At 42.7% G+C, this 21648-nt stretch carries 18 protein-coding genes; 5 read left to right on the top strand and 13 right to left on the bottom strand.

Annotated elements, in window-relative coordinates; translation table 11 throughout:
* Positions 1 to 78: 78 nt before the first annotated feature.
* The 3 genes from A5883_RS06160 to A5883_RS06150 form a co-directional block, all read right to left on the bottom strand.
* Positions 79 to 2568: an ATP-dependent DNA helicase gene (locus A5883_RS06160; RefSeq protein ID WP_016620833.1), complete on the bottom strand. Its 2490-nt coding sequence runs from the start codon at positions 2566 to 2568 to the stop codon at positions 79 to 81.
* A gap of 259 nt (positions 2569 to 2827) precedes the next feature.
* Positions 2828 to 3364 (bottom strand): hypothetical protein, encoded by a 537-nt coding sequence (locus A5883_RS06155; protein ID WP_005236248.1) that lies wholly within the window; start codon positions 3362 to 3364, stop codon positions 2828 to 2830.
* Positions 3365 to 3642: 278 nt separating this feature from the next.
* Positions 3643 to 4056 carry a GNAT family N-acetyltransferase gene (locus tag A5883_RS06150; RefSeq protein WP_008381348.1) on the bottom strand — a complete coding sequence of 138 codons (414 nt, stop codon included), beginning with the start codon at positions 4054 to 4056 and terminating at the stop codon, positions 3643 to 3645.
* A gap of 98 nt (positions 4057 to 4154) precedes the next feature.
* Here A5883_RS06150 and A5883_RS06145 point away from each other — a divergent pair, with 98 nt between their 5' ends.
* From A5883_RS06145 to A5883_RS06135, 3 genes are all read left to right on the top strand, one after another.
* Positions 4155 to 4775: an MBL fold metallo-hydrolase gene (locus tag A5883_RS06145; RefSeq protein WP_086317359.1), complete on the top strand. Its 621-nt coding sequence runs from the start codon at positions 4155 to 4157 to the stop codon at positions 4773 to 4775.
* A gap of 34 nt (positions 4776 to 4809) precedes the next feature.
* Positions 4810 to 5514, top strand: coding sequence for a histidine phosphatase family protein (locus tag A5883_RS06140; RefSeq protein WP_005236258.1), 705 nt, complete (start codon positions 4810 to 4812; stop codon positions 5512 to 5514).
* Between the two features lie 148 nt (positions 5515 to 5662).
* The gene (locus tag A5883_RS06135) at positions 5663 to 6496 is read left to right on the top strand and encodes an undecaprenyl-diphosphate phosphatase (protein ID WP_005236259.1); all 834 of its coding nucleotides are present in this window, start codon (positions 5663 to 5665) and stop codon (positions 6494 to 6496) included.
* A gap of 74 nt (positions 6497 to 6570) precedes the next feature.
* On the opposite strand, the gene A5883_RS06130 is transcribed toward A5883_RS06135, so the two are convergent.
* Positions 6571 to 7194 carry a DUF47 domain-containing protein gene (locus A5883_RS06130; protein WP_008381351.1) on the bottom strand — a complete coding sequence of 208 codons (624 nt, stop codon included), beginning with the start codon at positions 7192 to 7194 and terminating at the stop codon, positions 6571 to 6573.
* Between the two features lie 12 nt (positions 7195 to 7206).
* A complete protein-coding gene (locus A5883_RS06125) occupies positions 7207 to 8262 on the bottom strand; it encodes an inorganic phosphate transporter (protein WP_005236263.1) in 1056 nt (351 codons plus the stop codon).
* 236 nt (positions 8263 to 8498) lie between these two features.
* Here A5883_RS06125 and rpsT point away from each other — a divergent pair, with 236 nt between their 5' ends.
* On the top strand, positions 8499 to 8753 hold the full coding sequence (gene rpsT / locus A5883_RS06115) for a 30S ribosomal protein S20 (protein WP_005230162.1): 255 nt from the start codon (positions 8499 to 8501) through the stop codon (positions 8751 to 8753).
* 52 nt (positions 8754 to 8805) lie between these two features.
* Here rpsT and holA read toward each other — a convergent pair whose 3' ends face one another.
* The 6 genes from holA to A5883_RS06085 all read right to left on the bottom strand — a co-directional run bounded on the left by holA (position 8806) and on the right by A5883_RS06085 (position 17295).
* Positions 8806 to 9825 carry a DNA polymerase III subunit delta gene (gene holA, locus A5883_RS06110; protein WP_303393667.1) on the bottom strand — a complete coding sequence of 340 codons (1020 nt, stop codon included), beginning with the start codon at positions 9823 to 9825 and terminating at the stop codon, positions 8806 to 8808.
* Between the two features lie 31 nt (positions 9826 to 9856).
* Positions 9857 to 12100, bottom strand: coding sequence for a DNA internalization-related competence protein ComEC/Rec2 (locus tag A5883_RS06105; protein ID WP_086338155.1), 2244 nt, complete (start codon positions 12098 to 12100; stop codon positions 9857 to 9859).
* A complete protein-coding gene (locus A5883_RS06100) occupies positions 12072 to 12569 on the bottom strand; it encodes a ComE operon protein 2 (protein WP_005236270.1) in 498 nt (165 codons plus the stop codon). Before A5883_RS06100 ends, A5883_RS06105 begins: the two co-directional genes overlap by 29 nt.
* A gap of 93 nt (positions 12570 to 12662) precedes the next feature.
* Positions 12663 to 13304, bottom strand: a complete 642-nt coding sequence (locus A5883_RS06095) for a helix-hairpin-helix domain-containing protein (RefSeq protein WP_008381358.1) — start codon at positions 13302 to 13304, stop codon at positions 12663 to 12665.
* Between the two features lie 87 nt (positions 13305 to 13391).
* Entirely contained in the window at positions 13392 to 15986 is a 2595-nt protein-coding gene (locus A5883_RS06090; protein ID WP_176323955.1) for a family 78 glycoside hydrolase catalytic domain, read from the bottom strand.
* A gap of 19 nt (positions 15987 to 16005) precedes the next feature.
* A complete protein-coding gene (locus A5883_RS06085; protein WP_016613379.1) occupies positions 16006 to 17295 on the bottom strand; it encodes a PTS sugar transporter subunit IIC in 1290 nt (429 codons plus the stop codon).
* Positions 17296 to 17462: 167 nt separating this feature from the next.
* On the opposite strand from A5883_RS06085, the gene A5883_RS06080 reads away from it, so the two are divergent.
* The gene (locus tag A5883_RS06080; protein ID WP_176323954.1) at positions 17463 to 18488 is read left to right on the top strand and encodes an AraC family transcriptional regulator; all 1026 of its coding nucleotides are present in this window, start codon (positions 17463 to 17465) and stop codon (positions 18486 to 18488) included.
* Positions 18489 to 18606: 118 nt separating this feature from the next.
* On the opposite strand, the gene A5883_RS06075 is transcribed toward A5883_RS06080, so the two are convergent.
* Positions 18607 to 19647: a CAP-associated domain-containing protein gene (locus A5883_RS06075; protein WP_086338153.1), complete on the bottom strand. Its 1041-nt coding sequence runs from the start codon at positions 19645 to 19647 to the stop codon at positions 18607 to 18609.
* A gap of 196 nt (positions 19648 to 19843) precedes the next feature.
* Positions 19844 to 21643 carry a penicillin-binding transpeptidase domain-containing protein gene (locus tag A5883_RS06070; RefSeq protein ID WP_016620841.1) on the bottom strand — a complete coding sequence of 600 codons (1800 nt, stop codon included), beginning with the start codon at positions 21641 to 21643 and terminating at the stop codon, positions 19844 to 19846.
* Positions 21644 to 21648 lie beyond the last annotated feature (5 nt).

Genomic DNA, 21648 nt, shown 5'->3' with positions numbered 1-21648 from the left:
AACAGAGTCTAACGTGATGGTTAGGCAAAATCGGCCTTACCCGCTGATTTTGCACAACCTCTCCTGAAAGCTCTGCTTCTAGTTTTTTTCTTGCCAAAAATGAGTCAATGCCTTTGATAACTCTTGCGGCCGACGAATGTTTAAGGCATGCTGCCAGTGCAGTGGGAAAAGTTCTTGGTAACGCGGTGTCCGAAAACGTTGATCCAGCAATAACACCACGCCGCGATCGCTGACATCCCGGATCACTCGACCGGCTGCTTGCAGGACTTTATTCATCCCGGGCAGCTGATAGGCATACGCAAAGCCAGCTGCCTTTTTCTCATCGTAATATTCCCGAATCAATTCTTGCTCGTGATTGATTTGCGGCAGTCCGACTCCTACCACTGCCGCACCGATCAAGCGATCGCCTTTCAAGTCGATCCCTTCAGAAAAAATTCCACCAAGGACACAAAATGCCACTAATGTTTTTGGCTGGCTCTCTTGTCCGTCTTGACTTGTTTCTAGCAAGGATGATCGTTGCCGCTCAAGAGATTGAAACTGTGCAAGAAACGCCTCGCGCTCTACTTCGTTCATGGCTGTCCCCTGAATCAAGACCTCCACCTCTGGCGCCTGTTGGGAAAATGCTGCCGCCACATCATCCAAGTAACGATAAGAAGGGAAAAAGACCATATAGTTTCCCGCTTTCGCTGCAGTCATTTGCTGGATTGCATCAACGATTGCAGGAATGCTGGCTTCACGTTGGCGATACGTTGTTTGGATATAGTCTGCAATAAAAATCCCCTGATTTTTCGGATCAAAAGGACTTGGCAGGCGATAGCGCAAAGCTTCATTGCCGCCTCCTAACACCTCTTGATAATAGGACAAAGGAGTAAAGCTCGCAGAAAACAACAGGCTGGCCTTGCCCTTATCTAACACAGATTCCAAAAACGGCGCTGGTTCGATGCAAAATTGCCGTAGTTTGATATCATAGCGGTCGATCTCCACCGTCGTTTCGTAGTGATCATCATAAAATTCACTGATCTTCAAATAATGATTAGCTTCAAAATACACTTGCAGCACTTCTTCTTGCAATTCATGCTCAGGATTTGCCGGCAACCATTCCTTCATCAATTCAGCTACTTTGTAGAGCTGATTGACCATCGTTTCATGGGGAGCTGCTTGATGGTGGTATTCCCACTCTTCCTCTTTTGCTATTTGAGCAATAGCCGCAAATTCTTTGTCAACTTTGTTTAGGGCGCGTTTTAATTTTTGCTGGTCATTGGATAGTTTCTTCTTTAATTCCTTAAATGGCTGCCGGGTAATGGTTGCCGAATACATTTCTTTGGAACGGTTGACTAAGTTATGGGCCTCATCCACTAGAAAGAAATATTCTTCATCCGGCTCCTCAAAAAATCTTCGCAAATAAACGGTGGGATCAAACAAATAATTATAATCACCAATAATGACATCGCAAAAGACACTGACATCCAGTGAAAGCTCGAAGGGACAGACCGTATGTTTCTTTCCGTAGGTCTCGATCACTTCTCGGGTTATTTGGTTCTCGTGATGCAACAGATCCCATAATGCTTCATTGATTCGATTGTAATAGCCTTGCGCATACGCACAGTGTTCTGGCGTACAGTTTCGTTCATCTAAAAAACAGATTTTGTCTTTGGCGGTAATCGTGACACTTTTGGTTTCACTACCGTTGTCTGCTAACTTGCTCAATGCATCTTCGGCCACTTGTCTGGTGATCGTCTTCGCCGTCAGATAAAAGACCCGATCAGCCCCTTCTTCCCCTAGCACTTTTAATGCGGGAAACAGCGTTGACATGGTTTTTCCAGTTCCAGTTGGCGCTTCCGCAAAAAGTCGCTTGCCATTTTTTAGTGTTTTATACGCCGCTGCTGCTAACTCTCGCTGCCCTTTGCGAAAGGTTTCAAAGGGAAAAGACAGCAGCTGCAAAGACGTATTGCGGACACGGCGCCAATTCTCTTGAAAAACTAACCATTTATGATATTCCTGAAGTAATTCTTCATAAAAAACAGCTAATTCTGAAAACTGAAATGTTCTTCTCGTACGGGTGGTCAGCTTTTCAGTGGTTTGATAATAAGTCAATTGTACGGCGATTCGATCGATGGGTCTCTTCGGATCATTACCTTCAGCAGTAGGTTCTGCTTCTGGTTTCTCTTGATTTTCACTGTCACTAAGCGCTGCTTGTTCATTTTCTTGTAGTAAAAACAAATAAGCATAAACCATTCCCTGGGCAAAAAACAAATCGATTTGATCTTCAGGGATATCTTCGAACGCTGGTTCTGAAGTTTTGATCTCATCGATCACCCAAGAATTAACAGTTGCATCAAAAAAGAGACCATCGGCACGTCCTTCGACAGTGATCGAATCTTTCTCAATTTGGCTTTCTCGTTTGAAAAAGACTTCTTTTTGATACGCATCCCCAGCCTCTTTTTGTAGTTGGCGATGGATACGGGCGCCTTCTTGCGCGGTATGATTACTGACTTTACGGCTATCAATATCGCCTCGGCGCAAAATAAATTCTACGATTTTTCTAACCGCAACTTTTCCTTTATACACGTGTTCACCTTCTCGTTTGCCATTATAGCGGATAGATTACTTTTGGAAAAGCGAACAGAAACAGCTTTTCATCCTCTGCGGAGAGTATCCTATCCAAACAGGTTTTATCACCATGAAAAAACCACTTGCAACAAAACACCTACTCATCAGATAATTGACTTCATTTTTTCTTCCAGAAAATGGGTTTGGCGAAGGATTTACAAAAAAGCCTACTCTACTCACCTAAGCAAGTAAAGCAGGGCTATTTTTTGAAAGATATTTATTGATCGACTTGAATATCATAACTGACACCATTTTGGTCAAAAGCTTGTTGATTGTCTAGATCTAAGGTGAACTCAAAGGTCCGTCCATCTGCTTTGATCGTCAAATGCTTCCCTTCAACCGTGTATGATGCATCTTGATAGGTGATCTCATAAATTTGATAAGGGTCGTTGGACAACTGTACCTCTGAATGGGAAAAATGACGCTGAAAATCACTTTCGATTTGTCCTTCATACAAGGCAACATCACTAAAGCTGGCTGAACTATCTTCTAAATCTGCCATCGGCAAATACTGCTTAACGATCGTCAACTCATTCTCATGAAAATCATAAACCCCTTGGCTTTGCGGAAAGATGACACTCTCATCTTGGATCAGCATCAAATCAAGGTCGCCATTTTCAACCGTTTTTGAGGCGGAAGTAACAGTTTCAGAAACTTCTTTCGAATCGTTGATGGTTAGCTCCTCTTGGCCACAGCTCACTAAAGCGAGCGCGGCGAAGCATAGAGTGAAAAAAAATTGCAGGGATTTTTTCATAAAAACACCTTCTTACAAAGAGTTGAGGTATACCAATCAAAACTAACGCAAGATACAGATCACACACTTTCCTCGAAGTTGGTCACGAAGAATGTTCATGCTTTCGTCAAAAACTAGACCCGTTTCAAACGAATCAACGCTTTCTTATTTTAATTAGTATAACAGCAGTTTTTTGCTAATGCAGTTTCTTAGAAAAATTTTCGAATTCCCACAATAATTCTAAGCTTTTCTCTCATCAAACTATTGGTTATCCTTATCACCTGCCTGCCAAAGGTTGATCACAGCATCTTCACGAAGTAAAGCCTATCCGTGCCAAGCACAGGTGTATCCGTAAGCACAGCAAACGGTTCGAAGCCGACTGCTTGGTAGAATTGCGGCGCTTGGTAGTCTTGGGTGGTAACCGTCACGGAACGACACCCCGCTTTTTTACCGTGATCAAAAAGTGCTTTTATCAATTGTTTCCCGATCCCCTGATTCTGATGGCTTGGATCAACTGCTAACAATTGAATATGGATCGTATTGCCTGTCCGTTTTCCAATCACCCCACCAAGTTGATCCTGATTGTCAAAAAAAGCAAATGAAAGCTGCTCTTGATCGGAAAAGGCACTCACTGCCTCTGTTTTTTTCGTTGAATGATTTAGCCATTGACAGACTGCCTGACGATTGTCTTCTGCGTTTATCGTTTTTATCATTAATTTTTCACTCCTAAAAACCTTTCTTTGTTTCCTCTTATACTTTAAGCTATACTTATAGTCAGACACAAGTATTTGTGATCCTAGGAGGTTTTAGCATGAAAATCATTGGTTTAGTGACAGGACCCGTTCAAGAAAATTGTTACCTAATTTGGAAAGAAGATGTTTTGTTGATTATTGATCCTGGAGCAGAAGCAGCGAGATTGATCGCTGAGATCGAAAAAACAGGCGCAAAACCAGCAGCGATTTTATTGACCCACACTCATTATGACCATATCGGCGCAGTTGACCATTTGCGGGATTATTATCAGATCCCCGTTTACGTGAGTCCGCTTGAGCAAGGATGGCTAAGTGATCCTATGAAAAACCTTTCTGGCCGTCATCCTGAATTAGGAACCATCACCGCACGTCCAGCTGAATTCGAGCTAGAGTTGAAAGAGCACGAGATAGCTGGCATGTCCTTTAAGGTTGTTGCAACCCCGGGTCATTCCATTGGCAGCGTCAGTTTTATTTTTGACAATTTTGTCGTTTCCGGAGACGCCTTATTTAAAGGTAGCATTGGTCGGACAGACCTGCCAACCGGAAATTTGGAACAATTGTTGACCAGCATCCAAACGCAACTCTTTGTTTTACCGAATCAAATGGCGGTCTATCCTGGCCACGGAGAACCAACAACGATCGAAATTGAGAAACGGACCAATCCGTTTTTTAACGCATAAACGTATGACGAATCAAAAGGAGGAATAACTAGTTATGGCAAAGACGGAATTGTATGTCGTGCGTCACGGAAAAACAATGTTTAACACATTGCAGCGGGTGCAAGGCTGGTGTGACACACCATTGACTCGAACCGGTGAACAAGGCATCCACTATTTAGGCCTTGGGTTACGCGATGTGGATTTTGTAGAAGCAGTATCCAGTGACAGCGGTCGAGCGATTGAAACCATGCGTCTGATACTGGGTGAACATGTCAGAGGACCGGAGATCCCTTATCACATCGACAAACGGATTCGTGAATGGTGCTTTGGCTCCCTTGAAGGGGCCTATGATGCAGAAATGTGGGGCGTTCTGCCGCGGATTCTTGATTTTCCTGATTATGATGAGATGATTGCTAATCATGTCACGTTTGAGGCGATCGCCAATGCGATCTACCACGCCGATACAGCCAATTGGGCGGAAACCTTTGATGTTTTGACCGAACGTGTCAAAACAGGGTTTGAAGATATCGCCTATCGCGTTGAGAAAAAAGGCGGCGGCAATGCGTTAGTTGTGTCTCACGGCTTAACGATCGCTTTTCTTTTGCATCTGATCAATGATGAGAACAATGTTCGTATGGATATTGAAAATGGTTCGGTCACTCGACTGATCTACGAAGACGGCAGCTTTACCATCGCCGAAGTTGGTAACACAGAATACATCAAAAAAGGCTTAGCGCTCTCTCAAGAGCTTTTGTCCTAAGAGAAACCTCTGACGGCTAATCAATTTCTTCAAGAAAGGAGCAGTTTTTGTTTTAAAAACTGCCCTCTTTTTTTAGGAAAAAGATTGGTATTCGAATCAGGAAACGGTATACTAAGAGTTGTATTTTGTCATAGAAAGGACTGGACCAATGTTTTTTACAAATTTTATAAAAGCGATTTTATTTGGGATCATTGAAGGGATCACGGAATGGCTGCCAATTAGCAGCACTGGTCACTTGATTCTTGCCGACGAATTTATCGGTTTGAATGTTACCCCCGAATTTATGACGATGTTCAATGTTGTCATTCAATTGGGCGCGATACTAGCAGTCGTCTACTTATATTTCCATAAACTGAACCCTTTTTCCCCACAAAAAAATGAAATAGAGAAAAAAGATACGTGGACGTTATGGTTTAAAGTTATTGTTGCGGTCTTGCCATCGGTTATTATCGGATTGCCGTTAGATGATTGGTTAGATGCGCACTTCTACAACTTTTTCTCCGTTTCGATCGTCTTGATCGTTTATGGGATCGGCTTTATCGTAGTTGAAAAACGAAACAAGAATAAAGCACCGAAATGTACCGATTTGAACAAATTCACCTACAAAGCGGCCTTGATTGTCGGCATGTTCCAGGTATTGGCATTGATCCCAGGAACTTCTCGTTCTGGTGCTACTATCTTAGGTGCTATCATGATCGGCGCTTCTCGTTATGTTGCTGCTGAATTTTCATTTTTCTTAGGTATTCCCACCATGTTTGGTGCCAGTGCCTTGAAAATCTTCAAGTTTTTGAAAGATGGCAATGCCTTTGATTTCCAAGGAACCGTCATCTTATTAACAGGAACCATCGTCTCATTCATCGTTTCGATCATCGCGATCCGTTTCTTGATGAACTACATCAAGCGTAACGATTTTACCGTATTTGGATGGTATCGTATCGTTTTAGGAATCATTTTGATCGGCTATTGGCTGATCCAATTATAAGCAAAAAGAGCAACTCTTGTGGCACTTACCTGCCCAAGAGTTGCTCTTTTTTTGTTTGAAAGGTCTCTAGTTCCTCACGTGTTTTTGATTACCATACCGTCAATAATATCCACCGCACTTTCGGTGTCGTTGATAATTGATTCAAAACGATCATAAACATCTTTCCATTTAATGATTTCAAGAACGTCCGTTTCGTCTGTGAATAACGCTTTTTTCATTTTTGAATACAAACGGTCTGCTTCTGATTCAATCGTATTCACATCATTAATCATTTGACGCAATGTTTTTGAATTTTTGAACTTAGGAAATTCTTTTAAGGCCGTTTCAACGCCTTGTGTCGCTTGAACGATCATTCCAGCAAATAAGTTGGTTTCAGGGCGGATCTTCGTAATGACCAAATTCTCAAATAAATAAGTCAGTCCCATAATGCCATCCAAAATATCATCTAGACGCTCTGAAATGACTAGGATGTCCTCGCGATCGATAGGGGTGATAAATGAATCATATAACTCATTGGTTAGCTCAGCGATCACTTTATCCCCTTCTTTTTCCAAAGCATGAATCTCAGCTGCTGCTTCGGTCAATGCTCGTTCAGAATAATCGTTGATCAAAAGCGAAAAACGTTTGGCAGCTAAATGGCCGTTCGTCGCCAACTGCTCCATTGCTGCAAAATAATCGAATCCTTTTTTTCGTGCCATTACTTTCTCTCCTCACAAAATTAGCAATAAAAATTTGACCATTAGAAACGCAATCAATCCACAGCCAGGAAAGGTTAAAATCCAAGCATAGATCATTTCTTTTACAATGCGCCAATCAACGCTAGAAAAACGCCGAGACGCTCCAACGCCCATGATAGCGGTCGTTTTCGTGTGCGTTGTTGAAACTGGGATACCAAATACGGAAGACAAGAACAAACAGATTGCTGCAGTAACATCTGCAGAAAAGCCTTGGTATTTTTCCAGTTTTACCATATCCATCCCCACTGATTTAATGATCTTCATCCCACCGACCGATGTACCGATCCCCATGGTCAAGGAACAAAGAACCATCACCCACAGTGGGATGGCAAAGCCATTGCCGGTCTTTTCAGCAAGATTGTTGTAAAAAAGGCCTAACATGAACACACCCATGAATTTTTGTCCATCTTGGGCACCATGCAAGAAGGCATTGGCACCAGCCGCGATGGCTTGACCAACCGTAAAAATTTTGTTGGCTTTTCGCCGTTGGGTATCGCGAAAGAGCCATACGATCAGTTTCGTGATCAAAAATCCACCAATAAACCCCATTAACGTAGACACAACGAGACCGATTAAGACTTTCATCCATTCTTCACCGTTGACTGCATGTAAACCACCCAGAGCCATGGCAGCCCCTGTCAATCCCGCAATCAATGCGTGAGATTCACTGGTTGGGATCCCAAAATACCAAGCTGCGACCGTCCAAACAACAATTGAAAACAAGGCAGCGGCTAATGCGATCTGTGAGACCCGAAAACTCCCGCCTGAGTCAAAAGTCACAATATTACTGATGGTTTCTGCAACTTGCGCATTAAAATACGTCATCACCAGCACACCTAAGAAATTCATGACGACTGCCATGCCAATGGCGATATTCGGGCGTAAGACTCTCGTGGAGACAGCGGTTGCAATAGCATTCGGCGCATCCGTCCACCCGTTGACGAAAATCACCCCTAATGACAAGACAATCGTTAGAAATAAAGCGATATTCACATAGATTCCCCCATTTAAAAATTCCGAAGTAATCATAGCATAGAAAGCTCTTTCTGTGTAAACTTTTTATAACTATTCAGTAAAAAATGTGCAAAGAAGCATTTTTTAAAACCATAAAGCAAAAAATAGCACGGTCAAAAAACAAATTTTTGTGTTAAGTAAAATTTCTTTACAACTTTTATTGCAATCACTCTTGGCATTAGGTATAATGACTAGTGTTGATTTATACGTTTTCTAAACGTAATTGAACTTTTTTTTCGGAGGTGAAATACATGCCAAACATTGAATCTGCAATCAAACGTGTTCGCACAAGCGAAGCGGCTAATGCTAAGAATTCATCTCAAGTAAGCACAATGCGTACAGCAATCAAAAAATTTGATCAAGCTGTTGAAGCTGGTGCTGATAACGTAGATGCGTTATATAAAGATGCTGTTAAAGCAATCGATATGGCTGAGACTAAAGGATTGATCCACAAGAACAAAGCTAGTCGCGACAAATCTCGTTTAAGTAAAAAAATTGCAAAATAAGCAAATTAAGAAAGGCGCAGCAATCATCGATTGCTGCGCCTTTCTTTTTGACTTACTGTTTGCCATGTTTTAAAACAAATAGCTGGAACAAATACTCTTTGTCCATCTGGCCACTTTTTACTAAGTAATCATTTTCGATCAATTCGTTATAGAGTTCCGCTAATTGCTTTTCTCCAAAGCCTCGCGCTTGCTGCATCGCTAACTTCACTCGGTACGGATGAATCCCCAACGTTTCTGCGATATTGGCTTGCTGGTAGCCAATTTTCATCAAAATCGCTGCCTGTAACAGTAGACGGACTTGGCTGATCAAAATAGCATTGATCTTGATCGTCTCTTCCCCTTGCAATAATAGATCGTCATACAAGCGCAACGCATCCGATACGTTCCCCTTTAAGACATCACTGGTTAATTCAAAGACATTATGTTCCAACGTCTTAGGGATCAACTGCAAGACGATCTCTTTCGTGATTTTATTGCCGTTTCCTGCATACAATCGTAGTTTCTGTAACTCCTGCATCGCTTTTGATAGTTGCAGATCCGTTAACCGTAAAAACAAATCAAACGCCTCTCGGCTCATCTCGATGCCATCATTGGCCAACGACTGTTGGAGATACTGACGCACGTCGGCTTCTTTCATAGGTGCGACATCAATCACAACTGCGGCTTTCTTCAGCTGCTTAGTAATTTTTTTCCGTTCATCTAATTTATCGACATCTGCAAAAATCACCATTACCGATGATTCCAATGGGTCTTTGATGTAATTCAAAAAATCATCTAGGTCATGCTCAGGTGCATTGCTCTTTTTTTCAGCCGTTAAGAAAAATGGCCGCTCAACGAAAAGTAATCGCTGATCGCCAAAAAAAGGCAACGATTGAGCTTCTTGGATCACCATATCAAGGGGATCTTTCTCCATGTCAAAGGAAGCAAAATTCAGATCATCTTTCCCAACGGAAAAACGCTCCAAAAAGGCCGTGCGAACTTGCTCTTGTAAAAACATTTCACTGCCGATGACTAGATAAATCGATTGCAACTCCTTGGTTCGAATTGCTTGCAACGCTTTTTGTAATTCCATCGTCCCCCCCGCTTTCATTCTTATCCTACCATTAGTCTATCGGATAGTCTAGCAGCGTTTTTATCAAAAATGTTTGTTGTTTTTCAGACCAAATAAATTGGATCATGCCCTGCTGATCCGTTCGCAAAACGGTCTGATTTGCCAATGTTTGAAGCACCTCTTCGTGAGGATGCCCGTACCGATTGTTCCGTCCACTTGAAACGATCCCGAATTGGGGATCTATTGCCGCAACAAACTCAGGTGCCGTCGAGGTTCGACTGCCATGATGCCCTAGTTTCAATACATCAACTTTAAGATTCGGATAATCATGAATCAACTTTTTTTCACCTGCTTGTTCGAGATCGCCAGTAAACAAAAATGTTTTATCCCCTACCTTGGTTTTAATCACCAGCGAATCTTCGTTTTGTCCTGCACCTGATTCTGGTGCCAATACTTGCAACTGAAGGGAATCCCCCACCACTTGGTCAATCGTCGTCCAAACAACGTTTGTCTGCTTAGGCAGTTCGTTTAATAGCTTGGCGATGCGGTGATCTTGTTCACTTCCTGGTACGAGATATAACGTTTCAACGGGGATCACCTTCATCAAGGCTAGTGCGTCCCCCATATGGTCCGTGTCCCCATGAGTTAGAAACAAACCAGTAATCTTCCTGACTCCCTCCCCTTTCAAAAAAGGAATCAGTGTAGATTCCGCGGCAGCTTGTCGTTTGCGCTCTTGCCAGTTTTCTTTCGGAAAAGACAGAGAACCTCCAGTATCGATCACATAAACTTCGCGATTTTTTTCTGCCTGTAAAACGATACTATCGCCTTGACCAACGTCGACATAACTAATGGTGGGTAAAACGCGATTCTTCTGAAAGACGATTGGTACAACAAGCGAAAAACAGATCACCAGCAGCCACCGTTTCTTTTGGTAACAGAGCAAGCTGAGCAAACAACAACTAGCAGCCAATCCTGCAGGAACGGCACCCACCGTTATCGACACGCCTCCTACAGCGCCCACGACAACTTCCATAAGCAGCAAAAGCCCTTCAAAAAGGGCAATCAGCCCACTGATGGTTGGGAAAAGTGTCCCAGCAATGAAAATTACGAAACAGGCTGGCAGCAAAACCAATTGAAAAAATGGTAAAAAGACAAACGTCAAAAAGCCCCCAAATAATGGGAATTCATAAAAGAGCGAGACAATGACAGGCGCAGCCAGCACCGTGAGGAACTGACTACGCCAAAACCACGTCAGTTTGATCGGTCGCTGCATTACTATCAGGAAGGTCATCAAAAGACTTAGTTGCCCCGATGTTTGAAGCAATACTTTGGGATCAATGAATAAAAGAGCCGTTAAGACGATCCCATAATGATCACTTGCCGATAGCCGTTGTTGATAAAGAGTTGTTACTTCAGTAACCGATAATGCCAAGACAGCACGCCAGACACTAATGCCGCCGCCACAAAGACCAATTACGGCTAAGAAAAAGACCCCCATTGGCAACAGCATTTCTTTTTGCGTAAACCCCAATCGGCAGAAGCATCCGCGAAACCATTTGAAAAATAAGACGACATGCATTCCTGAGATCGTAAAGAAATGCAATAAGCCACTAGCATGATACATTTGACGTACTTCTTGAAAGCCATGGTCTTTAAAACCAAAGAGCAACGCATTGATATAGGCAGCTGAGCGTTCAGGAAAGATTCGTTGAACAGAAGAAATAACATCTGCTCGAACTTTTGCAAGTGAAAAGCCTGCATCTGCTTCTTCCATCCCTACCATTTGCTCGATATGGACTGTGCCAATAATTGATCGACTAGCCAGATAGGCAGAATAGTCAAATCCATGGCGGTTTCGTGGTTTTTCAGGAAGAGAAAAAAATCCTTTCACCAGCAGCTTTCTCCCCCAATCGGATCGATCCTGCCATTGCTGTTTTTCAGTCTCTGAAGAAATTGTGTAACGGCCAATCACTTTACCTGCAGAGGATTTTGCTTCAAATGTAAGTAGATCGCCATTGATTTTGATCGTGTCTGGCAGCACATTGACTACCCCTTGATACTCACCTTCTTGTATGTTCCCAGTCCGAGAAAGAGAAACGCGGACACTTAACAGCAACAGTCCGACAAAACAAATCATGCACAAAAATGCTTGTCGTTTTAAGACAAGCATCCCGAAATAATAAAGTGCAATGAGTCCCAGTAAGATGGACTGCCGATAGTAAGCAGTCACCGAACAAGCAAAAATAATACTAAGAAATAAAAATGAATCAGTTCTTTTTTGTTGGTTGTGCATCATTCAGCACACCAAACGAAAGTTTTTCAAAATACACCGGATCGAGTTCAACTTGGTGGACGGAAGCACCTACTTGTTGAATCAGTTCCATTGCATACTGATTGTTGCGATAGTCATTCAAATAATGGATCTTTTTGACCCCTGCTTGCAAAATTGCTTTCGTACAGGGAAGACAGGGAAAATGCGTCACATAGATTTCCGCATTGTCTGTTGACACCCCTAATTTTGCACATTGCAATAAGGCATTCATTTCTGCATGAATCGTCCGAATACAATGGTCATCGACAACATAACAGCCATCGTCAATGCAGTGTACATCGCCACTGACGGACCCGTTGTAGCCTCCAGCGATGATTCGGCGATCTTTGACTAATGTAGCGCCGACTTCAAGTCGGGAACACGTACTGCGTAAAGACAGTAATACAGCTTGTGCCATAAAATACTGGTCCCATGGGATTCTCGTATTGCTCATTCGTTTGCTCCTTTGTCATTGATTAGTTCTATTCTAATCGAATTTCTTGAATTTTCAACCGTCATTTCTTAGTATTTCTTACATTTATTTGGTTCAGTCCGCCACTGTAATCATCTCTTTCAAGGACTCAAAGGTCTTCTCTCCGATGCCTGTGATCTTTTTTAGGTCATCAATCTGTTTAAAAAAGCCATATTCTTCTCGGTAAGCGATGATTGCTTCTGCTTTTTTGGCACCCACACCTGGCAGTTCTTGCAGTTGCTGTGCATTGGCTTGATTCAGATTGATTTGTGTCACTGCTGTTTGGCTGCCACCTACTCCTGAAGCATTCATCTCCATAAACGCTTGATCCTCTTTATGAGGGACGATCACCATCTGTTGATCTTGTAGCACTTGTGCTAAGTTTATGGCTGTTTCTAACGCCTCTTCTGTCAGACCACCTGCTTGTTCGATCAATTCATACATCCGCGCACCTGATTTCAAGCGATAAATTCCCGGTTGGTGCACTTCCCCTTTGACATCGATAACGATCTCATACTCTTCATCGTGAAGACTATCTTCTTGAAGGGCTCCACCTTCCCCCATTTCAGACGATTGACCTGCTGCATCTGCCATTGAATGCCAGTTTGTTTCTTTTTTTTGCGAGAACGGTACAAACCAGATGATCAGCAACACCATCAAAACAGCACCACCAACTGCAAATCGCCAATAGTCTTTGAACAGCTTCCATCGATCCATTTTCACCACCTCATAGATGAAATACGCAAAAGATAGTAAACGACAGAAAAAAAGTCAACACTTTCCACGTATCGACTTTTTCACTAGCTAAGTAGTAATCGTATATAGGCAGGAAACTTTTTTTCGCCCCCCCTCATCTTCTATTTTCTCACTGACTATTCTAAAACCTTTCATCTGACTGATTTCATAGCCACATGTTCGTGGCAACTCCACCGTTAAGCGAACGGTACGATCAGTCTTTTCCCAGCTTAAAGCTACTAATCCAAACGTACTTTGTAAGGAGCCTTTGACATGGGCTATAGGTACATCGAAGGCTGGTTGTATCAGTATCCCAGCGCTTGTCATCTGAATGCCTAATAAATGACGGACAAACCAATACCCATAAGAAGCAAACATGGCATGATTCAACGAACCCTCGTAAGTGGCTGAATGTTGCGGCGTTGGAAAATGTTCCATCAAAGTGCCGTTTCCGCTTGCCAGCATTGCTGCATAACTAGGCGCAGATTTCCTCGTTAACCAATCAAAAATAATATCATTATAGCCAGCTTCAGCCAGCAACTGATAACTCCATGCCATCCCGAAGATGCCGAAAGAGAAAATACCCTCTTGCTGCTTGATCCGTTGTACTAGTTTTGGCAATATTCGTTTTTTCTCACTGAGTCCTGTCTTCATTGCAAAGATCATGCTAGACAAGGTGCCCGCACCGTATTGCTCATTTTCTTTAGAAAACTTCTGTTTGATTTGCAGTGTCGTGTACTGGATCGCTGCTGTCACTCGCTGACAATAGTCCTCTTTACCAATGATCCTCAAGTCGATCAATTCTTGGTAACGCTGTAGTAAAAGCAGATACATGCAGGCAGAGCAAAAGGACTGATCTGGCGAAGTAATAACCCCGTTTTGCTGAGTTTCATCAATTGCTCCCCAATCGCCGAGACAGCACTGGGCGATATAATCAAAATCAAAAGCGAGTAAATAGTTGAGATGCCTTTCCAACTGTGGACGCAGCTTGGCAACCACTGCTTGTTTTCCATAGGTCTTCACCAAGGCCAAAGCAAGCTCTGAAACTACCAATTGCCACCCTAACGCACCACCACCATTTGATGGACCATTTGTCATGATTCCTACAAATGGCGCAGTTGCAGTCATTGCACCATCCGATCGTTGGTCGTTGGCAAAATCCCACAACACTTTTTCCAACAACGGCTCAATCGCCAGATCTGCCATCTGCGTTGGTAGTAACGCAACGATGTCCCCACCATAACCAAAGCGCTCACGAGTGCAGTCCTCAAAATAAGAGTGGATGTTGTTCAACCGCGTGGCTTGTCCAACCGCCCATAACTGATCCAAGAAAGGATCGGAGGTTTCAAGTGTCACCAACGATTTCACATCCGTATGCAAGCGATAGGCTTTGATTGCTCCTACAATCGCTTGAAGGTTGTCAGCAGGTTTCGTCTCGATCAACGCATAGCGAAAGGAATGATACGTGTAACGGTTTTCAAAAACGAACGTCTTCGCTGCCGTTTTCTCAATGATGTCTCGTTGAACGATAGGATCATCTGGCTGCTTCCCTTCATAGGGATCGTAGACGCCATAAGTTCCACTGATCGTAGACGTATAATCAGGGCTGCCTTGCTCGTCTAATGTTTCTGCATAGCTGATTCTGATCCGACCAATGAAATCTTCCTCAAGAGTACAAGTAAATTGACCGCTGATGATTTGACCGAAGTCAATGAGCAGTCCCGCTGCAGTTTCGGTCATTTTTTGGGGAACGATCGATTGTGTGCGCTTGATTTTTGGAATAAAGCTTGGCTTAAAACGTCCCGCGGGTCCAGCAATTTGTACCGTTTTTCCTTCTGGACGAGGATCAGGTACATCGGTAACGATTTCTCCTATATAAAGATTGTTTTGCAAATAAGGCCCAAAACTACTTTGCCACTGATTGTCTGAGTAAATGTAGCGATTCTCTCCTCCATCATTTAACTGAAGCTCCCCCCAGAAACAGGGTTTGCCGATCGCTAGTTGTTTGCGGATGTTATACCGACCTAAAATCTCAATCGGAGCAGGGTTGTACCAGCCATTCGCAAGTTCAACTTCGATCCGATTGTCTCCCTCCTGTAAAAAATCAGTTAACTCATAAGTATCATAGTAGACGACTCGATCATAGTTCGTTACATCACTGTTTAAATAAACATCTGATACCGTTTTTCCATTAACAGACAAGCGATAAAAACCAAGCCCGCAGCAATCAATCACTGCATAGGAAGGACACTTTTCCAGTGTGAAAGAGCGAGACAAGCAGCTATTTTTCTCTTCTGAAAAGTAAAAACGTTCTTTTTTAATAGGATCATCTAAGCGAGTGATCCACTTGCCCATAGTTTCTTTAGGTTTCTCACGCTTTGCTATCGTGAAAAACACACTACTGTAACTGGTGACATCGTTTCCTGCTCCGGCGGTCAATTTGACTTGATATTTTTTTCGCTGCAGATGCTGTGGCAAGTGGACCGCCATTTTATTCTCAGAAGCGGCTATGTTGGAAACGTCATACACTGCTTGCTGCTGTTCATTGAAAATTTGCAATCGGTAGCCTTGGTGATTGGTCATCGACCATTCAATAAGGATCGGATCATTTAAATCCACTGTTAATGGCTTTGTCATTCCGTTGATGGTTATCGTTTCTTTCATAAGCTGCTCCTTTCGTGGGTTATTGTGCTTCTTCAACACAGATCTGCTTATCAGCAACTTTGATAAATGGCAACCAAATCATCGTTGCGATCACGATCAAGACGATTTGTAACAATGCGCCCATGATACTACCAGTGACAAAATAGCCGCTAATGATCGGCGGAGTCGTCCACGGAATTTGCGCAAGCCCAGTTGGGATCGGGACTAGCCCGAAATAAAAAGCAAAGTAAGCGACGATCGTTGTGACGGCATTTGCAAAAACAAAAGGAATGATAAAACTGAAATTCAACATCAACGGTATCCCGAACAACGCTGGTTCACCGATATTGAAAATATAAGGAACACTAGCAATTTTTCCAACCTCTTTGTACTGTTTACTTTTTGCTACGATCAAAATAGCAATGATCGCACCAACGACGCCAATCGAAGCAAAATGATTCCGAAAACTCATACTGATAATATTCGTTGGAATCTCTCCCGCCACTGATGCCACACGATTTTGGTCTTCAAGGACTTGATGGATTGGGTCCATCACTGCTTGAATGATCGAGGTTCCATGAAGGCCAAAAAACCATAGGAATTGCTCGAAAATTTTCACAACGACCATTCCAACTAGGGAGCCACCTAACATAGTTAATGGAATACCAAGGGTCCCATTGATCAACGTCATGGCATCACTGTTAAATAAGGCTTCGATGATGAGTCGGATGACCCAAATCGTCGTGATGACAAGAAAAGATGGAATCACCGATTCGAATGGACCAGAAACAGCTGGTGGTACCGCTGCTGGCATTTTGATTTTGATTCCTTTACCCTCAATTTTTTTATAAAGAACTGTACTAAAAATACCGACAATAATCGCTAAAAACATCGATTGCGCGCTAACGCGGGTGATATCTAAAAAAGTCCCTGCTTCCATTGCATCCAACGGTGTTAATAGTAAAAAGGAAACAAAAGCAGTTAAGACACATTGCAAAACGTTTGTTTCAAGTTTTTCTGCCAGTGATTTTGCGAGGGAAATGACAACTAGCAAACCACCGATTGCGAGTGTGGCATTGTTGACATAGAGCAATTTCTCTTGCCAGACACTAGCATCTTCTGTTCGCAACACCATAGTAATAAAATCGGTCACTTGTTGGATCGGAAAAAAAGCAATAATTAAAAAGATCGACGCAATAAAGGTGAATGGCATGTAAGCTAACATTGCATCCCTAACTGAAGTAATATAAATATTCCCATTAACTTTACTTGCAAATGGACCAAGGGTACTTTGGATCTTATCCCCTAATGATGGTTTGTCGTGGTTCATGGTGATTCCCCATTTCTTTCGAATTTGCTGGTACTATTGACTATTATTATCATCCGGATTATGATAATTGATAACGCTATCATACAAGTATTATATACTATCTCTACCTGTCTTCAATGACGATACTCTACTATTTCATTGACTATTTTTTACCTAAGGAGAAAGCGATGGATAAACAGAACATTCTGCAGCAGTTACAACAATTGACGACTACCGAAGAAATAGCCCTTAAAAAGACGCAATCTCTTCCATACAATTATGAGGATTTTAAGAAAGTCTACACTGAAAAAAATGAGCCAATCTACCAATATACATTCGAAAAACACCTTTCTCGTCTCATACGAAAACGGCCGCAAGATAGCGGATTTCTTAAGACAAGCCAGCTCTTGATTTTAAAACATGCACGCTTTTCTTCTACGCCACTACATCAGCATGATTTTATCGAAATGAATTATGTTTTTTCTGGAACAGTCACAATTATGATCAATGAGAGAAAAGTGATCCTAAAGGCAGGTGACTTTTGCTTACTAGATACAGGGGTGATCCACCAAATTATCGAAACAAATCAAGACGACATTGTTATTAACTTTTTGATCAGCAAAGAGTACTTTTCCACGCAGATGCTCAGTCGGTTAGCATCCAATAGCATGATCGCCGATTTTGCCATCAATGCGTTATCTGAAAGCCAAAAGCACAATCAATACCTAGTGTTTGAAACGAGTAACAACGACTATTTGATTGATGCGATTTTCGGGGTCTTGGCCCAGTTCTTCAACCCCTCCTTCGGTTCTCATGAGGTCATCCATTCCTATATAATCATTATTTTTTCCGAACTCGTTCGTAACTTCCAGGAAAAGCAACGGATCGAGTCGCAAAACAGCGACCAATTGTACCTCGGAGAAGTGTTGGACTATCTGGAGAAACATTTCGCTACTTGCACACTAGCTTCGGTTGCGGAGACATTTGGATACAACCCGAGCTATTTGAGTCGCCGTATCAGTCAGCAGCTTGGTCGATCCTTTGTGACGATCCTTCAAGAATTAAAACTCAATCAAGCCAGTTTATTGTTGAGAAACTCTTCCCTACCTGTGGAACAAATCGCACACCAAGTCGGCTATAAAAATGTCTCATTCTTCTATAAGCTGTTTCAAAAGAAGTATCAGTGCTCTCCTCATGCCTACCGTCAAAACTAAACAATACTGCTGCACACCATTTTATCGACAAAAAAACACTGCTCACTTGATGCTGCTAACGCAGCAATCTCAAATGAGCAGTGTTTTTTAACTAATCAGTTTCAAGCAATTCAGGAATTTACGACGCCGATCCTCGGTGATACAACGTTGTATAATATGGCTGTTCGCTGGTATCGATCGCAATACCGATCCCGAGAAATTGATACTCATCGTTTAGAATCGTTGCCCGATGTCCCTCTGAATTCATTAAACCTTGATGGGCGTAAATACTGCTGGCTTGGCCAAATGCCAAATTCTCCCCTGCAGCAGTGAAGCTGATCCCGTCTTCTTGCATCCGATCAAATGGAGTCGATCCATCTAACCCAATATGGTCAAAATATCGATGTTCTGCCATGTCTTGGCTATGCTTCACGGCAGTCTCACTGGTTGCTTCACTGAATCCAAGGGGCGACAAACCAAATTTCACTCGGGTGGCATTCGTTAATTCAAATAACTGTGTTCGTAAGCCGCTTAAAATGGCGGCTTGATTTTGGCGAAAATCATTCGCATGGCGTGTTTCTAGCGAGCGATTGATGATTTGAATCGCAGTCACTGTATCTTCGGCATGAACATCATAGAAAAAAGTAATCAATTGATCGTCTTGTAAGAACAGATCATAGTCGGCATCGGAATCGATGCGATACCGTCTTGATCCTCGTTGTAGACTTTCTTGGCGCGTACCCATCTGATTACGAACGCTTGCTTTTGAAGACCCGATACCTAGCGTGTCATCGATAAGAATCGGGTCTTGATTCGTATAGATCCCTTGCGCAATATCATGTTCATCGTACATCACCATCATGAAGTTACGAAAATCATCGTGATAGGAAGTCCAGTTCAGTCCATACCTATTCGCTGATTCATTGATCGCTTCTCCAAAGGTTTCTTCGATCACTTGTCGTGATTCATTATATAAATATGTCTGGGCAGGTGTTTCTACCGATGGCCTGGCTGAAGTGTCTTGTGAAGGAGAAAATTGGGACGAGAGAGATTGAGTGATCTCGTTGAGTCGAGCATCCCAAAATGCCAAGCGCCCGTCTTGCCATGTAATCATCTGGCTTACAAAATAAAGAAGCCCGATGAGAAAAATGCTTTTGATTAAGAATTTTATTTTTTTCATATGACACCTCCGTCAATGAATCATTATGTGTTAGCTGTAGCGCGATCGTTTATCCACTCATTCATCCCTAGATTGGATCGCTGATAACCCGTCCTGCCTTTTCTAAAGACTATCATTCCTGTGGAAAATTGACCAGCTGCAGCATGAAACTTCTTAGATGGTCTATGTCTTTTTAAGCTCCTGTTAAGAAACTTTTTTACTCACGAAAACTTTGCAGCGCCATCGAACGCTCCATCAAAGGATTGGCAATTTTAGCTAAGGTATGACGATCGTATTCTTCTGGTCGCTTGATAGTGAGGTAAAGAATAAACTGTGGATCATCCGTTGGATAGATCGAGACCGCCGAATAAATATAATCAAACTCTCCTGTCATGTAACCTTGACCATTCTCATTGGCGATCTGAGCAGTCCCTGTTTTGACAGAAATCTCATGGTTCGTCAGTTGGTATACATCATAAGCGGTGCCATAGCGTTCATCCGTCACTACATCGGTCATGTATTCCAATACAGCATCAGCCGCTGTTTGTGCAATAGGCTGAGAAACGACTTCTGGAAAAACTTGGATCTCTTCTCCCACTTGCCGAATCAATTGCGGACGAATCATCTCGCCACCATTGGCAAATGCGCTAAATAACTGCATCATCTGCATCTGATTGACCCCAATCGCATGGCCATAAGAACTCATGGCATAATCCACCCGATTTCTTGAAGGTAAGATACCAGGCACCTCACCGGGAAGCTCACTTCCTGTAACTTTCCCTAGTCCAAAATCAGTTAAATACTGCGCCCATGCATCAAAACCGATCCGTTGCTGAAGTCGAACCATCCCAGTGTTGCTTGACCAAGCTAACGCTTGCCGCATCGTCAACTCACCATTTGCTCCTGAGTCGTGGTCGTTGATGACTCGATCTTCAATCTGCATACTCACAGGATTGTAGCGTTCCGTCGGATCAAAAACACCTTCATCAATCGCTGCCGCAACGGTTGCCAGCTTCAAGGTCGAACCTGGTTCATACATCTCTTCCGTAAAAAGATTACGCCAAATAAAGTGCTCATCCGCAATTCCTTCTTGGGTCTCTGGATGAAAACTAGGTCTTTGAGCCATCGTTAAAATCTCTCCAGTTTTCGCATCCATTAATAAAGCCGTCAGATTCTCTGGTCGTGTTTGTTCCATAACCTCATCCATCACTGATTCAGTGAATAACTGCAGATGAGCATCTAATGTCGTCCAAACATCGTTCCCATCTACGCCTTCTTCTACCATTTGATTGGTTGCAGGAACAGGATTCCCTGAAGCATTGACTTGAAAAGACTCTCGCCCATTTTGATTCTTCAAAAAGTCGTTCAGTACATATTCTAATCCAGAAACTCCGACTCGAATTTCATCATCATCTGACGTTGTCCCTATCAAATGTGAAGAAAAGATGCCATTCGGATAGCTGCGACTTGAACGAGCATCGAAATAGATACCATTGATTCCAGCTGCATCAAACGCCGCTTCGATTTGATTTCGAGTGGTCACACTTAGACCACTGCCAACATTGCCAAATTCCACTTGAAAGACAGGCGGGTCTATTTGATTCGCACCGTCTGTCAAGATAGACAAAACTTGCTCGTTAGAAATAGGTAAATACTCCGAAAGAATCGTTGCGGTCTCCTCAAAGCGCTCTCTGTCAAGATACATGGGTCGTCCATTATCAATGTAATCTTCAGAAAGAACCGCTCGAACAGTATAGGAAAGAATATCCTGTGCGATCACTGTCCCCTGCCGATCAAAAATTGCCCCTCGACTTGTTTCGATGGATCGTGAACTATAATACAAATTTTCTATTCTTTCAGACAAAGAGACGCCAGCAATCACGCCGACTTGAACAATGTAAATCAAACGTGCAGAAAACCCCATAAAAAGCGCAAGACTGATTATGTATAACCAATGACCGACTAGCTTACGATTTTTCTTCGCTTTTTTCTTTTTGACTATATGATAGTCATACATCGCCA

It is taken from the genome of Enterococcus sp. 5B3_DIV0040 (assembly GCF_002140755.1).
Classification (GTDB): Bacteria; Bacillota; Bacilli; order Lactobacillales; family Enterococcaceae; genus Enterococcus_D; species Enterococcus_D casseliflavus.
The sequence above is the reverse complement of the archived record's forward strand: the minus strand, read 5'-3'. Positions and strand labels throughout refer to the sequence as shown.

Excerpts from the sequence above, each read along its gene's own strand:
- A5883_RS06070 (WP_016620841.1), bottom strand. The coding sequence starts at position 21,643 with ATGTATGACTATCATATAGTCAAAAAGAAAAAAGCGAAGAAAAATCGT.
- A5883_RS06130 (WP_008381351.1), bottom strand. The coding sequence starts at position 7,194 with ATGGCACGAAAAAAAGGATTCGATTATTTTGCAGCAATGGAGCAGTTG.
- A5883_RS06095 (WP_008381358.1), bottom strand. The coding sequence starts at position 13,304 with ATGGATCGATGGAAGCTGTTCAAAGACTATTGGCGATTTGCAGTTGGT.
- holA (WP_303393667.1), bottom strand. The coding sequence starts at position 9,825 with ATGGAATTACAAAAAGCGTTGCAAGCAATTCGAACCAAGGAGTTGCAA.
- A5883_RS06135 (WP_005236259.1), top strand. The coding sequence starts at position 5,663 with ATGTTTTTTACAAATTTTATAAAAGCGATTTTATTTGGGATCATTGAA.
- A5883_RS06080 (WP_176323954.1), top strand. The coding sequence starts at position 17,463 with ATGGATAAACAGAACATTCTGCAGCAGTTACAACAATTGACGACTACC.
- A5883_RS06075 (WP_086338153.1), bottom strand. The coding sequence starts at position 19,647 with ATGAAAAAAATAAAATTCTTAATCAAAAGCATTTTTCTCATCGGGCTT.
- A5883_RS06105 (WP_086338155.1), bottom strand. The coding sequence starts at position 12,100 with ATGATGCACAACCAACAAAAAAGAACTGATTCATTTTTATTTCTTAGT.
- A5883_RS06090 (WP_176323955.1), bottom strand. The coding sequence starts at position 15,986 with ATGAAAGAAACGATAACCATCAACGGAATGACAAAGCCATTAACAGTG.
- A5883_RS06155 (WP_005236248.1), bottom strand. The coding sequence starts at position 3,364 with ATGAAAAAATCCCTGCAATTTTTTTTCACTCTATGCTTCGCCGCGCTC.
- A5883_RS06145 (WP_086317359.1), top strand. The coding sequence starts at position 4,155 with ATGAAAATCATTGGTTTAGTGACAGGACCCGTTCAAGAAAATTGTTAC.
- A5883_RS06150 (WP_008381348.1), bottom strand. The coding sequence starts at position 4,056 with ATGATAAAAACGATAAACGCAGAAGACAATCGTCAGGCAGTCTGTCAA.
- A5883_RS06085 (WP_016613379.1), bottom strand. The coding sequence starts at position 17,295 with ATGAACCACGACAAACCATCATTAGGGGATAAGATCCAAAGTACCCTT.
- A5883_RS06100 (WP_005236270.1), bottom strand. The coding sequence starts at position 12,569 with ATGAGCAATACGAGAATCCCATGGGACCAGTATTTTATGGCACAAGCT.
- A5883_RS06140 (WP_005236258.1), top strand. The coding sequence starts at position 4,810 with ATGGCAAAGACGGAATTGTATGTCGTGCGTCACGGAAAAACAATGTTT.
- rpsT (WP_005230162.1), top strand. The coding sequence starts at position 8,499 with ATGCCAAACATTGAATCTGCAATCAAACGTGTTCGCACAAGCGAAGCG.
- A5883_RS06125 (WP_005236263.1), bottom strand. The coding sequence starts at position 8,262 with ATGATTACTTCGGAATTTTTAAATGGGGGAATCTATGTGAATATCGCT.